The 14141-nt window shown below is 60.5% G+C and carries 13 protein-coding genes and 1 tRNA gene; 3 read left to right on the top strand and 11 right to left on the bottom strand.

Annotation, left to right across the window (positions count from 1 at the left end; all coding sequences use genetic code 11):
• Positions 1-232: 232 nt before the first annotated feature.
• From CXQ94_RS03050 to galU, 5 genes are all read right to left on the bottom strand, one after another.
• Positions 233-305: transfer RNA gene (locus tag CXQ94_RS03050), tRNA-Ala, on the bottom strand.
• 71 nt (positions 306-376) lie between these two features.
• The gene (locus tag CXQ94_RS03045; RefSeq protein ID WP_104086722.1) at positions 377-1177 is read right to left on the bottom strand and encodes an SDR family oxidoreductase; all 801 of its coding nucleotides are present in this window, start codon (positions 1175-1177) and stop codon (positions 377-379) included.
• Between the two features lie 76 nt (positions 1178-1253).
• The gene (locus CXQ94_RS03040; protein ID WP_146070215.1) at positions 1254-2057 is read right to left on the bottom strand and encodes a hypothetical protein; all 804 of its coding nucleotides are present in this window, start codon (positions 2055-2057) and stop codon (positions 1254-1256) included.
• Positions 2058-2265: 208 nt separating this feature from the next.
• On the bottom strand, positions 2266-2880 hold the full coding sequence (locus CXQ94_RS03035) for a GNAT family N-acetyltransferase (RefSeq protein ID WP_104086720.1): 615 nt from the start codon (positions 2878-2880) through the stop codon (positions 2266-2268).
• Between the two features lie 5 nt (positions 2881-2885).
• Positions 2886-3788, bottom strand: coding sequence for a UTP--glucose-1-phosphate uridylyltransferase GalU (gene galU, locus CXQ94_RS03030; RefSeq protein ID WP_104086719.1), 903 nt, complete (start codon positions 3786-3788; stop codon positions 2886-2888).
• Positions 3789-3875: 87 nt separating this feature from the next.
• Here galU and CXQ94_RS03025 point away from each other — a divergent pair, with 87 nt between their 5' ends.
• The 3 genes from CXQ94_RS03025 (at position 3876) to CXQ94_RS03015 (ending at position 5731) form a co-directional block, all read left to right on the top strand.
• Positions 3876-4496: a 5-formyltetrahydrofolate cyclo-ligase gene (locus CXQ94_RS03025; protein ID WP_104086718.1), complete on the top strand. Its 621-nt coding sequence runs from the start codon at positions 3876-3878 to the stop codon at positions 4494-4496.
• 104 nt (positions 4497-4600) lie between these two features.
• A complete protein-coding gene (locus tag CXQ94_RS03020; RefSeq protein ID WP_104086717.1) occupies positions 4601-4915 on the top strand; it encodes an FmdB family zinc ribbon protein in 315 nt (104 codons plus the stop codon).
• Between the two features lie 90 nt (positions 4916-5005).
• Positions 5006-5731: an SAF domain-containing protein gene (locus tag CXQ94_RS03015; RefSeq protein WP_104086716.1), complete on the top strand. Its 726-nt coding sequence runs from the start codon at positions 5006-5008 to the stop codon at positions 5729-5731.
• A gap of 30 nt (positions 5732-5761) precedes the next feature.
• On the opposite strand, the gene CXQ94_RS03010 is transcribed toward CXQ94_RS03015, so the two are convergent.
• The 6 genes from CXQ94_RS03010 to CXQ94_RS02985 all read right to left on the bottom strand — a co-directional run bounded on the left by CXQ94_RS03010 (position 5762) and on the right by CXQ94_RS02985 (position 14138).
• A complete protein-coding gene (locus tag CXQ94_RS03010; RefSeq protein ID WP_104086715.1) occupies positions 5762-6181 on the bottom strand; it encodes a hypothetical protein in 420 nt (139 codons plus the stop codon).
• A gap of 116 nt (positions 6182-6297) precedes the next feature.
• Positions 6298-10416, bottom strand: a complete 4119-nt coding sequence (locus CXQ94_RS03005) for a DUF4011 domain-containing protein (protein ID WP_104086714.1) — start codon at positions 10414-10416, stop codon at positions 6298-6300.
• A 110-nt stretch (positions 10417-10526) separates the two neighbouring features.
• Positions 10527-12116 carry a glutamine-hydrolyzing GMP synthase gene (gene guaA, locus CXQ94_RS03000; protein WP_104086713.1) on the bottom strand — a complete coding sequence of 530 codons (1590 nt, stop codon included), beginning with the start codon at positions 12114-12116 and terminating at the stop codon, positions 10527-10529.
• Between the two features lie 93 nt (positions 12117-12209).
• The gene (locus tag CXQ94_RS02995) at positions 12210-12680 is read right to left on the bottom strand and encodes a DUF3817 domain-containing protein (RefSeq protein WP_258066618.1); all 471 of its coding nucleotides are present in this window, start codon (positions 12678-12680) and stop codon (positions 12210-12212) included.
• Positions 12681-12737: 57 nt separating this feature from the next.
• Positions 12738-13568, bottom strand: coding sequence for an SURF1 family protein (locus CXQ94_RS02990; RefSeq protein ID WP_104086711.1), 831 nt, complete (start codon positions 13566-13568; stop codon positions 12738-12740).
• 78 nt (positions 13569-13646) lie between these two features.
• Positions 13647-14138 carry a PTS sugar transporter subunit IIA gene (locus tag CXQ94_RS02985; RefSeq protein ID WP_104086710.1) on the bottom strand — a complete coding sequence of 164 codons (492 nt, stop codon included), beginning with the start codon at positions 14136-14138 and terminating at the stop codon, positions 13647-13649.
• Between the last annotated feature and the right edge of the window lie 3 nt (positions 14139-14141).

Below are 14141 nucleotides of genomic sequence, written 5' to 3'. Positions count from 1 at the left end.
GCACGGGCTGGTGTCCCGACCATAGTGAGACAGACTAGCCCGGTGGTCCACCCGTAATGAGACAGATCTTGCTACTGGTCCAGGTGTAGTGAGATTGGTCCACTTTAGATGAGACGGGGACACCCAGGGTGTTCTTGACTCAAAGCGTGTCGTTTCCGTGTCGTTGGGCCATTTTTGGGCAATCAAAAACTCCTCCGAACCGACGTTTCCGCAGGTCAGAGGGGTATTGAAGTGGAGCTAAGGAGATTCGAACTCCTGACCTCTTCGATGCGAACGAAGCGCGCTACCAACTGCGCCATAGCCCCGTGACGGCCGTTACACCACCAACTTTTCTAGGGTAAACCCACCAACACCCAGTTTCCAAAATCGACACGAACTAGACCCGAAACGAACCGGCTTCAAGCCAGTCACTGAATTCAATGGCTCCCAATTCTGCGCCTGGGGCCAGGTTCTTCCCTGCGCGCAGAAAAGTTCCGAAGGCGCCCGGCAACGGTACCGGCGTCACGAGGCCCCGCGCGGATGTGGCCGACTTCCACTGTTCCGCCAGCGCCTTCATGCTCCACACTGACGGTCCACCCGCACGTACGGATCGGTGAAAACTGGCCGAATCCGTCGACGCCCAGGCTGCCTCATCCACCAGAATTCTGGCCACGTCCGCCGTCGCAATTGGCTGGAAGGAGACTCCTGTGAATGCAGGAATCAACCCAACCTTGGACCCCGCGGAAAACAACCCGGCAAGCAGATTGTGGAACTGCGTGGCGTAAACCACCGATGTTGGCATGCCAGCCGCCTCGTAGCTGCGTGCACGGGCCGCCTGGACCTGGTAGTAGCCCATAGAGCACTCCGCAGCATTGACTATGGTCAACAGAACGCAGCGCTCGATCCCTGCACGGGAGGCTTCCGCCAGCACGGCAACGGATGTCCTCGGCAGTGCCTTCAGTGCAGAGCCCGTCTTGGCATCGAGTGTCTCAATAAGAACGTCCGCGCCCCCAAGCGCGACCGCCATTCCAACGCCTGAGCGAAAATCCCCAGCCAGATACTGCACCCCGGCGATTCGCTCAGCCTCAAGAGGGACATGCCTACTGACCGACCTCACCACGAAACCTCGCCGAACAGCCTCAGCGACCACGGCCCTGCCCGCGATGCCCGTTCCTCCAGCAATAGCCACAACTACCATTTTTTGACCCTACACTGCGGCTGTTAAGAAGAAAATGGCCGGACCCCAGAGGGACCGGCCATTCAAACATGTTGCGTTAGGCCCTGCGGCGTTGCAGAACGTCGTCGAGGTTGTTCAAAGCGTGGTTTGGCTTGGCCACCTTCGCTGCCACAGCGCGATTCGCCGGCGAAGCGCTCTTGCCGCCGTCGATGACAACAGGGGCAGTGGTTGGCGCGCCAACACCGGCCTGGTCGGCCTTGATAGATGTCCCGGCCGATTTTGGCACTTCGGGAACAATCAACGCGGTGGTCTGTGAGGCTGCCCGGGCCGCCGTCACGTACGCAGGAACAGGGACCTCCACGGGCTCCCACGTTTCAGTTTCCGACTCGCCCTCGGCAAGGGTCTGAGTGTGTGCCAACTTTGCATCCGCGGTGCCCTTGGCAGCTACGCGTAAGGCCGCCGTACGCAGTTCCTCCGCGGTCAGCGGCTTTTGCACGGTAGAAGCGACTTCAGCTGTTCCGCCAGCGGCACCGTCAAACAAGGTTGTCTCCGGCTGTTCGCCAGCGGAACTGGCGGGTGCCGCGGAGTCCTCGTCCGCCGTCGTATGTGCAGCATTGAAAGAGGCGGCACGCCGAAGGTTTTGGTCCCGCACTGCCAGCGAACGCAAGCCGGCTAGAACTGCAAGAAAAATTGCCAGTCCCGCCCACGCCAATGGCGCTGACCCAATATTGAAAACGTTCAAGGCGCCGGAAATTCCCGCTGTCAAGAGGCCCAAGAGCCCAACAAGAGCAACCAACGTTCTACCCCATCGAATATTCAACGGGGCAGGACCGTTAGAAGGGATAACGGATGACGGTTCCGGCTCCACATGAGTGTGGGCGTCGGAATTAATGCTTTCCATTGACGTCTCCTGCGACTGCTGAGTCTGGCGTGCCGGCTGCGGCGTGGCAGTGATCGAATACTACCCAAGCATGGGGGCGTCTCAGTGAGCGCCTCCACATTTCAACCTTAAACGGCAAACATGTCCCAAGCGGCATTACTGCCGGTGTGTCGCGAGGCGAGTGAAGATTTCCACCCTACAGCTGGCCCGAGACGGCAAAGGGCGTCAGCTAGCGACTAGAAAGCCACCGGTCAAGGATCCCATAGGGCACCTCATCGGCAGTCAACGCAAAACTGCGGTGATCGGCCCACTCACCATTGATGTGCAGGAATCGCTCGCGCACGCCCTCATCACGGAACCCGAGCTTTTCCACAACACGGAGACTGGGCCTGTTTTCCGGACGGATATTGATCTCCATCCGGTGCAGCCCCAGCGTCCGGAAACAGTGGTCTGTCGCCATGGCCACGGCCGTTGGCGCAATACCCCGTCCGGCATAACCCTGGTCCACCCAGTAGCCCAAAGTTGCCATCATGGCCGAGCCCCACATGATCGAAGACACCGTTAGCTGTCCCACAATCACCGGCTTGGACTTCCCAGGAACCCGCTCCGCGATAATGAAAGGCAGGGCCGTGGCAGCGTGCGCCTGCTCATTCAGTGCCCGCACCATGCCACCAAACGTTGGCAAATCACCCTGACTGGCAGGGTTGCTTGCCTCCCACGGCTGCAACCAGGCGGCATTGCGGGATCGAACGGCCGTCCACTCCGCCTTGTCACGATATTTGAGCGGGCGTAGGAGCAAGTCTCCCGATTCCAAGGTCACCGGCCAGATGGCCCGCCCCCACATGCGGATTACTTCGCCAGGTCGGCTGTGAACTCTCCCAGCCATTCGCGCAGGTCCGGGCCCAAGTCCTCACGTTCGCAAGCCAAGGTCACCACTGCTTTGAGGTAGCTGAGCTTGTCGCCGGTGTCGTAACGCCGGCCGCGGAACACCACGCCATAGACGCCGCCTCCCTCACCTTCACGCGTTGCAAGAGTCTGCAGGGCGTCGGTGAGCTGAATTTCGTTGCCACGCCCCGGAGGGGTGTTCTCGAGAACTTCAAACACGGCCGGGTGGAGAACATAGCGGCCGATCACGGCGAGGTTCGACGGCGCATCTTCGACGGCTGGCTTTTCCACCAGGTGGTTGACACGAACATAGTCCTGGCCGTCGATCACGGTCATATCCGCACAGCCGTACGCTGAAATCTTGTCCATCGGAACTTCGATCAACGCCACCACGGAACCGCCGGTGCGGGCCTGGACGTCGATCATGATTGTGAGCAATTCGTCCCGCTCGTCGATCAAGTCGTCGCCAAGGAGAACGGCAAACGGTTCGTTGCCGACGTGGGTCTTGGCACGCAGCACCGCGTGACCAAGCCCCTTGGGGTCACCCTGCCGGACGTAGTGGATCTCACCCAGGTCGGTTGCGTGCTGGATAGCCTCCAACCGCTCGGTGTCGCCCTTGTCCTCAAGCAGTTTCTCAACAGTGGGGACGCGGTCAAAATGGTCTTCAAGGGCGCGCTTGTTGCGACCCGTGATCATCAGAACATCCGCCAACCCAGCACTGACGGCTTCCTGGACCACATATTGGATAGCAGGCATATCCACGACGGGCAGCATTTCCTTGGGCATGGCTTTGGTCGCCGGCAGGAATCGGGTCCCCAGTCCTGCCGCGGGGATTACGGCCTTGCGTACGCGCGAAACATCAGTCATGCTCCTAGACTAACTGACGATGCAGACTTCTTGCCGGACACTGGTGCGAAGTTGCACACATCATCCTATGAAGGGCAGGTCAAGTAAATGCCGCCACTTTCCAAGGTCGAGTGGCGTGCGCAGATCCGCAGCCACCGCCTTTCAATGGACGACGGCGACCGTGCCCGTGCCGCTGCTGGCCTAGCCACCGCTGGTCTTCAGATGGCCTCGCGCCTAGGATCAAACCCGAACGCCGCCGCAATTTCTGCCTACGTTTCTGTAGGCTCCGAACCGTCAACCGGCTTGCTATTGACGGCGTTGACGGACGCGGGCCACACCGTGTTTGTACCTGTCTGCGAGTCCGACCATCAGTTGAACTGGGTTGAGTGGCGCCCTGGCGCCCCCATGGCGCGAAGCACTCTGGCTCCCGTCATGGAGCCTGTGGGCACACGATACAGCTTCGCGGAACTTGGCGACGTTGCGGTAGTCCTACTTCCTGCTCTTGCGGTCGACACTTCAGGGGTGCGCCTGGGCCAGGGCGGAGGTTACTACGACCGCTTTCTGGCATCTCTGGCAACCACCAACAACGGTGCGCTAGCCGGCGTTTCGACGGCCGCCGTCGTCTACGAACACGAAGTGATGGCGCCCTTGCAGCTCCCCCACGATGCGCATGATCAGCCCGTCGGCTATGTCCTGACGCCACAAGGCTTCCTGGTAACCGTGAAATAATGCGGACCCACCGACCGTTATGCAGTGCGGTGATAGAATTAGCACTCGGGACCATGGACTGCTAGGCAGGACGGTCCCGACGCATGTATCCAGGAGGAAAACCAGTGCCCACATACGCTTACGCCTGCAAAGATTGCAACCACGCATTCGACATCCAGCAGTCCTTCAGTGACGATTCGCTGACCGTCTGCCCGGAATGCCGCGGCGCACTGCGCAAGAAGTTCAACTCCGTAGGCGTTGTCTTCAAGGGTTCCGGTTTTTACCGCACCGATTCGCGCTCCGGTGGCAGTTCGGTTCCGGCCGCTTCGCCGAGCGAATCCTCCACCAGCCCCGCTTCAAGTGTGAAGAGCTCGACGCCGGCAAGTACCAGCGCTGGAAGCTCCACTGCCGGCAAGGCGCCGGCGGCCGTCGGTAGCTAAACCCCTCCACAGGGGGCGCACTTCGGATCGTTGTCCACATTCTTAAGTTTGACGCTTTCTGGAGCTGCCCGTTCCCTTTAGCGTTGGCCTATGAAGTTCCCCAGAAGTTCGGCAAACGCACCACCAGCCAACCGTCCAGTATGGCGAGGGGCGCCTCGCCTGCGACCCTTATCGCGGCTGGAGAAGCTTTCACGCTGGGTGACCCGGCGGCGCCGACTAGTCGCTGCGATCCTACTTTGCGCGGCTGCCGCCCTGACCGTGCAACAACTGACTCCGTCAGTCCCTGTCACAACAGAGGTTCTCGTGGCGGCTCGCGACCTTCCGGCCGGACATGCCCTGGCGGCCGCGGATCTCACGGCCGCACGAGTCAGCCCCGAGATTGTTCCCGACGGACATCTGGCCAAGTCGGAGTCATCGGGGCAGTGGGTCGGGCGGCAGGTCTCCGGTCCTGTCCGGCGCGGGGAGGTCATGACCGATTCGGCACTCTTGGGCGAAGAACTCCTCATCGGTTCAGCGCCTGGTAGCCAGGCAGTGCCTTTGCGCCTGGCCGATGCAGCAACTGTTCAACTGCTTCGTCAGGGCCAGCTTGTCAACGTCGTCTTGAGCGCCAACTTGGGACTCGACGGTCCAGCCAGCAATGAAGTTCTGGCACGGGCGGTCCCCGTCCTATGGACCCCGGCACTCGCAGCTACCAACAGTTTGCTGCCGGGGCCTGAGGTGGATGGCCTGGTGGTGGTTGCCGCAACTCCGGACCAGGCAACACTCCTAGCCGGCGCCTCAGCTCGGGGGAAAATCTTTCTGGTAATGGTCAAGTAATTGTCGGCTACCAGCCCGAGTCACCAACCGCTACTTCTTGCGAGATTCCTTCACCGCCGCAAAGTAGCGGCTCGGGCCGGGGAGGTAGCACAGGATCATGGCCACGGCACTAAACGCGGTCTGAGCCAAGGTTGGGTACCCCGTGGGGTACTGCAGGCCCACGAGCTGAACAAGCGTCAGCAGGGCCAACGCGGCACCCAGCGTCCTGGCCCAGGCCCGGCCCTGCCCAACAAAGTGGGCGATCATCAGATAGGCGCCGACTGTCACGATGCCGGCCACAACCACTGTCACCACACTGGTGGATACCATCATGTCCAGCTGGCTGGCGGGGCTACCGTTGGCAGCTAGCTGTGCCAGCAGAATTTCCTTCCGGGCAGAAGACGTCGCATAAACGGTGGCTATCACCGACGCCAAGGCCTGCATGAGCGCGGTTGCCCACATCAAGACCATGGCTACACTCACCAGACGTGGCCGCGGCGGGCTTTCTGGCCCATTGCGGAATGAACCGCGCAACGACTTGCCGCTAACAGGAAACTTCGGCTGATTGGTCACGTCGCCCTGGTTCCCTAGCCCCAATGTGGTGGCTTGTTTTCTTGCAACCATTCATCGTGGCCCTGGCCGCCAAGCTCGTCACCCCAGGTGTGCGCCGCATCGTGGGGGGCCACCTTAGGCAGGACGTCGTCCGTGTCGGGCTTGAGCGCGGGCACATCCTTATTTTCGGCGTCGACGCCGCTGCTGACCGTTGGCTCGTTTGCTGTCTTGCTGGTCTCGTCCACTGTGGTCGGGCTTCCTTCACTTGCAGATACTGCGTCTTTGTCGGTGTCCGGCGCTGGTGTCCGGCGCCGGGAACGTGGGGAATCAATAACAGCAGTCATTGAGGTGTCCAGGGATGCGCCAATCAGTGAAGTTAGCTCGGCGTCAACTGCTGTGGAGGACAATCCCAGGTATCGGCCAATCTGGTCCGCACAACTAGACGGGTCAGTAAAGACCTCGATGGTCCACAACGGAACATAGCGCCAACCGAGCCGTTCCAGCATTTGCGGGCGCAAACGGCTTCGTTCGCGAACACTCATGCTTTGGTACTTCGCGGTGCCGTCGGACTCCACGGCTACTGGAACTGGAATTTCGTGTTCTTCCCGGCCCAACAAGGAGACAGGATCGGGTGCCGCCACAATGTCCAGTGCACCGTCGTAGTGGTGCCACACTCGTGCACCCCTGGCCCGCAGACGGTCTGCAAGATCAGCCACCAGAGGGTCTTCACCAGCGCGTTTCTCGCTGTCTTGGGCCCTTGACGCGGGCGTGCCCAGGAGCGAGTTGCCAGCCAGTTCACGGTCCAGTAACTCAAAGAAGTCCACAGCGCCATAGCTGAGCCGTTGCTCGTCCAAGTCCTCCGGACGGAAACAGGTGATGATGTGAATGTGGTTCCGGGCCCGGGTCATGGCCAGGGCAAACTTTGCCCGGCCGTCAGGCTCGGACAACGGGCCAAAGCCGTGAAGTGCTCTCCCGTGGGGTGTGCGACCGTAACCGAGTGAGAAGATGACCCGGTCCCGGACCAAACCGGCGGCGCGGTCAATGGTGACAACCCGGAATGACTCCGGGCCTGACTCAAAGAAACTTGCCAGCAACGGATGGTTGGCCATTTGCAGTCGGATGGCCTGGGCAACACGGACCGCATGGCGTTCGCTGGCCGAGATCACGGCCAGGGATTCGCGCGGACGCACCCTTGCATGCTCAAACACCATGTCCACAACACGATTGACCTCGGCCACCACGGATTCGACGCCGCCGCTGCCAGCCCCGGGGAGGCCTTTGCCGTCCGGGAGATAGTCGACGGAGAGTGACTTTTCCAAGCCTGTCACGGCCCGACCGTCGGGCAAGCGTTGCAGCTGTGAGTCATAGAATCCGCTGCTCAACTGCAGGACCAGGTCCTCGTCAACGGCACGGTAGGACACTGTGAGGCGGTGGCGTGGAAGCACCCGGGACAACGCGCCCAGGACGCTTTCCAAGGGGTGCTGATCGGCGGCTTGTGCTGCTGCGTCCCCTACCGAAACATTGAAGCTACGCGGGCAGGCTGTCTGCTCGTCACCGAAGGCGATGACCTGATCTGCCCTGGCCAGAGAAGGCAACGCCGATTGCAGGGAAGTGGATTCGGCATCCAAAATGACGACGGCGTCAAAGCGGAAGTCGGCGGGGATTGCCGATGGCACCACCAAAGGACTGGCGGTGAAGACGGGAACCAGGTTCTTGAGCAGGTCAGGTGCCTGGACGCCCAAGGCATCCAGGGAGACCCTGCCGTCCTTGAGAACGTTGCGGAGCATTTCACCCTGCCGGTTGCGACCGGATACTACTTCACGCCACTCCTGAGCGAGTTTCCAGCGTATTCGTGCCGGACCGGCGGCAACATGGGCCTGATCGGCCAACCGGAACTCGGCCTCTAAACGGCGCAGATTTTCACCGTCCGACATGGCCAAGTAGTCATCGCCACTGATCATCGCTTCAAGGGCCGACTGCCACCAGGCAAGTTCGAGCTCCGCGTTCGTCTCCCTGTGCCCGACCTCGCGGCGTGACAAATCATCAAGGAGCTCCCCGAGCCCCTGTTCACGCATGCTTTCAAGCAGCAGAGTACGCTCCGGCAGCGTCTCTAGTGATTCCTTGTCCTGTACTAGCGCATCAAGGCGGCCTACCAATTCGCCGTCGTTGAAATTAACCAGATCGCCGCCGTCAACGGTGCGTTCCAGGATGGTGCCGAGCGCAGTTAGCTTCTGAAACAGGTCCGTGTAGGTACGGTTCAGCTCTGCCAAGCCCGCGGGAACGGTGGGATGCCGTTTGCTGGTGGCGGCCTGAGCCCACAGGGAACTTTGTTCGTTGACAAGCACCAAAGACTCGTGCAAATCGGCAATGTGGACACCGGGTCGGACAAAGTCCTTGGCGTTCCGCCGGTAGCGCGCACGCTGCAGAGCCGGCATGTCGATACCGTTCTCGCGACGCCAGGCAGTGGTGGCTGTGGCCGCGATCATCTCATCGATGGGCCAGTCGAAAACGTCCGACTTGAATTTATCCAGGCTTTCACGAATGGCCACCAACATACTCAGCTGGCGCCCCCACTGGGCAAAAGTATTGCCGTGTCGGATTTGCCCAAAGTCGGCAACCTCGTCCATCTTCGCCGCAAAGATCGGTACCTGTTCAAACAGGTCCTGCGCCAGCCCGTAGGCGACTTCAGTTTCCTTGCGAGTCACCATGCGGGCCCCGTGCCAGGCACTACTGACGGCAACCTGGCTGAACGCGCCAAGTTCCGCGGCACGCCGCAGGCGACCGCTGAGGTCCCCGCGGTCCCTGACGTTGTCCAACACGCTGCGCTTGAGCCTGACGGTGGTGGCCGGCGCCGGGTGAATGGAGGTCAGCTCAGCCAGCGACTGCATAGCCTGATACGGCGAGCAGCCCCAGCGGTCGCGGACATTGTGCAAGCTTGCTACGTGGTCCACTAATTGGTGGCGGTGGTCCACGAGTGTCGAGAATAGGCTGCCAAGCCGCGGCTCAGTAGCTTTCTCGTTGCGGGTGATCGAGCGGATCAGCTGGGACTTGATCTGTTGCGGACCAGTTTGTGCGCTCAATTGCAGCAACAGCGAATCAAGGTCCATCTCACCAAGCTTTTGGGCCAGCTCATTCAAGGTGCTGCGGCGCTCTCCCACCACCAAGACACTCTTGCCGTCATGTACCAGCTCCGCAATAGCGTTGATGGCCGTCTGGGTTTGACCCGTTCCGGGAGGTGTGGACACCAACACCGACTCGCCCGTGCGAATCAGGTCAAGTACGTATTGCTGCTGCGGGTCGGCGTCGCACACAAGGATTTCGTCCTCGGGAAGCCTGTCATCGAGCGCCGTGAACTTGGCGAAATCGGGTTCGAGCTCCACCGGCAGGACGTCGTCGTCGCTGTGGCGTTGCAGTTTCTCCAACAGTTCCGAACCCGCCAGCAAAGCGGGATCACGCAAGTTCTCTGCCAGGAAAGCAAACGAGGAAACCAAAAGTTCGTGCTCCACGGAGGCACCGTCAATGGGTGCCAGGAGTGCGCGGAGTTTGTCCAACACAGGTGCCGGGTCAAAGCGGGCGGTGCTGTAGGCGAGCCTGCCCAGGGCGTCGGCGTCGACCCTGATGTTGGCGTGTTTGTTGAGATACTTCACCAGGGCAGGGTTCACCTGGGCCTGCTCCATGAGCTGGAGTTCGTAGTCGTCCTGGCCTGCCCGAACTGTCAGTGCGACGCCGGCCAACAGCACAGGCGCGCACACGTCACCGCTGTTTTGTCCCCCCACAACGGACCACCGGGCAAGCCCGGCGGCAAGGTAGCCGACGTCGATCCCGCGATCGGTGCTCAGTTCAAAGATTTTGGTCCGCAATGATGCCGCCGCGCGTTTGGCGGAGGAATAGTGGTCCGGCTCCCGGATGAGTGTGGACAACCGGGTTTTCCGGCCCGCGAGCAGCTGCGCCAGCCCAGACGGGTGCGCGTGGGTGAGGTCGATACAGCCTGCATCGCTTTTCACGAAGGCCAGAGCGGTGTCCACACCGGCGTAGGAATCCAACCCTGCAAGCCATGTTTGGAGCTCGGCAGAGCTCTTAGCGGGACCTGCGACTTCGGACACGGGTGCCTTCTTCTCTGCATTTGAGCGGAACGGTCTTGACCATACTGACATGCATTTTAGGCTATCTCGCTCAGCCCATTAATGCCCGAACGGCGCACTGGGGAGCACCAAAAAAGCCAGAAATTAGGCTAATTCGATACTCCCCAGTGTTCCTGTGGGAATTACTCCCACTCAATGGTTCCCGGTGGCTTGGACGTGACGTCCAGAACAACGCGGTTGACACCCTCCACCTCATTGGTGATTCGGTTGGAGATGCGAGCCAAAAGATCGTACGGCAGGCGTGACCAGTCGGCCGTCATGGCGTCCTCGGAGGAGACAGGACGGAGCACAATGGGGTGACCATAAGTACGGCCATCGCCCATGACGCCAACACTGCGCACATCGGCAAGCAGCACAACCGGCATCTGCCATACCTCATTGTCCAAGCCAGCTGCGGTCAGTTCGGCGCGCGCAATGGCGTCGGCCTTGCGGAGCAGTTCCAGACGCTCGCCGGTGATCTCACCAACGATGCGGATTCCCAGGCCGGGGCCGGGGAACGGCTGGCGGCCAACGATTTCGGGCGGCAGGCCCAACTCGGCGCCAACAGCGCGGACCTCGTCCTTGAACAAGGCACGCAACGGCTCAACGAGCTCAAAGCGCAGGTCCTCGGGCAGTCCACCAACGTTGTGGTGGCTCTTGATGTTGGCTGCGCCTTCACCACCGCCGGATTCCACGACGTCGGGGTACAGGGTGCCCTGGACCAGGAACTTGATCTCTTCGCCCTCGGAGGCGGCCTCGGCCATGATGGCACGTTCGGCTTCCTCGAAGGCACGAATGAATTCGCGGCCGATGATCTTGCGCTTGGTCTCCGGATCGGAAACGCCGGCAAGTGCGTTCAGGAAGCGGTCCTGCTCGTTGGCAACGTACAGATTGGCTCCGGTGGAGGCTACGAAATCGAGCTCCACCTGCTCGGCCTCGCCCTGACGGAGCAGGCCATGGTTGACGAATACGCAGGTGAGCTGATCGCCCACGGCGCGCTGCACAAGTGCGGCGGCCACGGCGGAGTCAACGCCGCCGGAGAGTCCGCAGATGACCTTCGCGCTGCCGATCTGCTCACGGATACGGTCGACCTGCTCGTCAAGGATGCTGTTGGCAGTCCAGTTCTTCTCCAGCTTGGCGCCGTTGAACAGGAAGTTCTCCAACACCTTCTGGCCGAACTCGGAGTGCTTGACTTCGGGGTGCCACTGCACGCCGAAGAGGCATTTTTCCTCGTTCGCGAAGGCAGCAACGGGGGCGCCTGCGGAGGAGGCGAGGACGTCGAAGCCCTCGGGTGCCTTCTGCACGCTGTCGCCGTGGCTCATCCAGGTGGTCTGTGCTTCGGGGGTGGACGCCAGGATGGAGCGGCTTTCGCCGATCAAGGTGACGTCGGTTGCGCCGTATTCACGCAAACCTGTCTCGGCAACGGTTCCGCCCAAGGCTGCCGCCATGGCTTGGAAGCCATAGCAAATACCCAAGACCGGGATACCGGCTTCAAACAGGTCTGCGCCAACGTTTGGCGCACCCTCTGCGTAGACACTTGACGGTCCACCGGAGAGGATGATGGCAGCTGGGTTTTTAGCCAGCAACTGCGCAGTTGTATAGGTATGCGGAACGATTTCCGAGTACACATTGGCCTCACGCACACGGCGCGCAATCAACTGGGCGTACTGGGCACCGTAGTCCACAACCAGGACGGGCTTCTGGGAAGTCTGGGCCGTAGCGGGATTAGTCACTCTTCAATCTTAACCCACCGCGCCAGCGCGAGTCCCCGGCAGGCTCCCTGGCGTGAGCAGAACCTCTTAAATCTGCCGTGGAGCTCGCCGAAATTAGTATCTTTTAGCGGCTTTGGGGTTCGCGGCAACCTCGGCCAAGACTTCCTTGTGGACCCTGCCTTCAACGATGAATGACAGGAACGGAACCACGCCTCCCAAGGCGATGAGGACAAGCTTGCCGAACTGCCAGCGCATCAGTGTCCACAGCCGGAAATCGGCGATCAGGTAGATCACATACATCCAGCCGTGCACAATGAGCACCATGGTGGACAAATTCAGGCCACCTGTAATTGCCATGACGCCGCCGTCAATGTTGACCATGCCGAAGCCATGCGAGGCGCCCGTGGTGGAGTCGGTGCCACCGGCCACCAGCACACTGTGGAAGCCATAGCGCAATACCAGCTCTGCAACCAGCAGCAGCAACATGGTGCCTGTTGCATATGCCAGTATTTTGTAGAATTTCAGAGCACTGAGGATCTGTGCCGGGGTTCCACCAAAGCGTCGCTTCGGAGCGGCCTTGGGCACCGTCTGATCCGACGCCGTGTTCGTGGGTTCCGAGGTGTTGCTTTCAGTCACTTTGCTTCACTTTCCTAAATCTGGGTTTACGGCATCGTCTTCGTCGTCATGGTCGACGTCGAACAGCTCGTCTTGTTCCCGGCGGTAATCATCAGCCACTAGACGCCACCACAGGAAAACGGCGAATCCGGCGAACACTACCCACTCGATGGAGTAGAAAATGTTCAACCAGTTAATCTTGTTGTTCTGGTCGGTGGCAGTGACAGTAATGGGGACCAGGTCACCATGAGTGGCGTTTGCACCAACGTTGTTGCCGTTGACCTCTTCTTGGAATGACACCACGAACGCGGCGTACGTGGTGGTTTCCCATAGATTGGTCAGCTCTGCCGAGGACAGCGCACCAACTTGGCCTGCGGGGAGGTTTTGCTTCAGGATGGGGCCTTCGGAGTTGAGCAGCCGGCCTTCCAGGGTGAGGTTGCCTGCCGGTGGAGCCTGCGCATGGCTCGGATCCGAGATCCAGCCTCGGGCCACAGGGATCACTACTTCCTCGGTGGCACCGACGCCGCTCAGTTTGGGCGCGCCGTCGACCACAAACGCCGTGACCACCCAGTAGCCAACGTTGCCGCCCTGAACGCGGGACTGCACGATGACCTGTTTTGTGGTGTCAAAATGCCCTGTTGCGCTGATCAACTGCCCTTCTGCGGAACCGAGCAACGGTTCGCCGGGCTGCAGGGTTTTCAGTAGCGGCTGCACCTTCTCAGTGACGGAAGGGGGTGCAACATCCTTCTCGAGGGAACGCGAAAATTGCCATTGACTCAACAAGACAAAGACGGCAGCTACGGCCAGCGCAAATACCAAGGCTGCGATCCATTTTGGTTTTACGGCAGTTTTCAACACCCTCTAACGGTACTTCGTAACCCTGTAGAACAACGAATGCGCCGTTGGCGAGAAGCGAGCGTTGGTAGGGCGTGGGGCCTAGTGGTCGAAGAACACGAGGGAGGAGTTGATGAGTTCGGCGATAACCTCGGTGTCGTGGGCGCGGCGCAGTGATTCCCTGAAATTTTCCTTGAACAAGGAGCGTGCCATGGTGGCGAGGACTTCCAGGTGTTCGGAGAATGAGGTCGCAGGCGTGGCAATGAGCAAGATCACTGTGGCGGGCCCGTCCACGGCACCGAAATCCAGGCTGTGCCCGAATTTGGTGATGCCCACTGCGATGGAGGTTTGTGTGACATAGTCACTGCGCGCGTGGGGTAGCCCGATGCCGCCAGGCAGGCCTGTTGCCAGCTGGTGTTCACGGGCGTTCACGTGACGCAGGAATCCGTCTAGGTCGCTGATGCGCCCCTGTTCAAAGAGTTTCGTGGCTAGTTGTGCCGCGGCGTCCTCTTTTGAGCTGGCTTCCATCTCCAAAATGACCAGTTCAGGATTGGTCAGTTCGGTTTCGTACCGCTCGAGCGAACCGGGTGTCATTGA

The organism is Arthrobacter sp. GMC3, from assembly GCF_002929305.1.
Lineage (GTDB): Bacteria > Actinomycetota > Actinomycetes > Actinomycetales > Micrococcaceae > Specibacter.
Note: the sequence above shows the minus strand (reverse complement) of the source record. Positions and strands in the feature narration are given on the sequence as shown.

Coding starts and splice junctions, on each gene's coding strand:
- galU (WP_104086719.1), bottom strand. CDS start 3,788: ATGACTGATGTTTCGCGCGTACGCAAGGCCGTAATCCCCGCGGCAGGA.
- CXQ94_RS03010 (WP_104086715.1), bottom strand. CDS start 6,181: ATGGTCTTGATGTGGGCAACCGCGCTCATGCAGGCCTTGGCGTCGGTG.
- CXQ94_RS03045 (WP_104086722.1), bottom strand. CDS start 1,177: ATGGTAGTTGTGGCTATTGCTGGAGGAACGGGCATCGCGGGCAGGGCC.
- CXQ94_RS02985 (WP_104086710.1), bottom strand. CDS start 14,138: ATGACACCCGGTTCGCTCGAGCGGTACGAAACCGAACTGACCAATCCT.
- CXQ94_RS03015 (WP_104086716.1), top strand. CDS start 5,006: ATGAAGTTCCCCAGAAGTTCGGCAAACGCACCACCAGCCAACCGTCCA.
- CXQ94_RS03035 (WP_104086720.1), bottom strand. CDS start 2,880: ATGTGGGGGCGGGCCATCTGGCCGGTGACCTTGGAATCGGGAGACTTG.
- CXQ94_RS03025 (WP_104086718.1), top strand. CDS start 3,876: ATGCCGCCACTTTCCAAGGTCGAGTGGCGTGCGCAGATCCGCAGCCAC.
- CXQ94_RS03005 (WP_104086714.1), bottom strand. CDS start 10,416: ATGTCAGTATGGTCAAGACCGTTCCGCTCAAATGCAGAGAAGAAGGCA.
- CXQ94_RS03040 (WP_146070215.1), bottom strand. CDS start 2,057: ATGGAAAGCATTAATTCCGACGCCCACACTCATGTGGAGCCGGAACCG.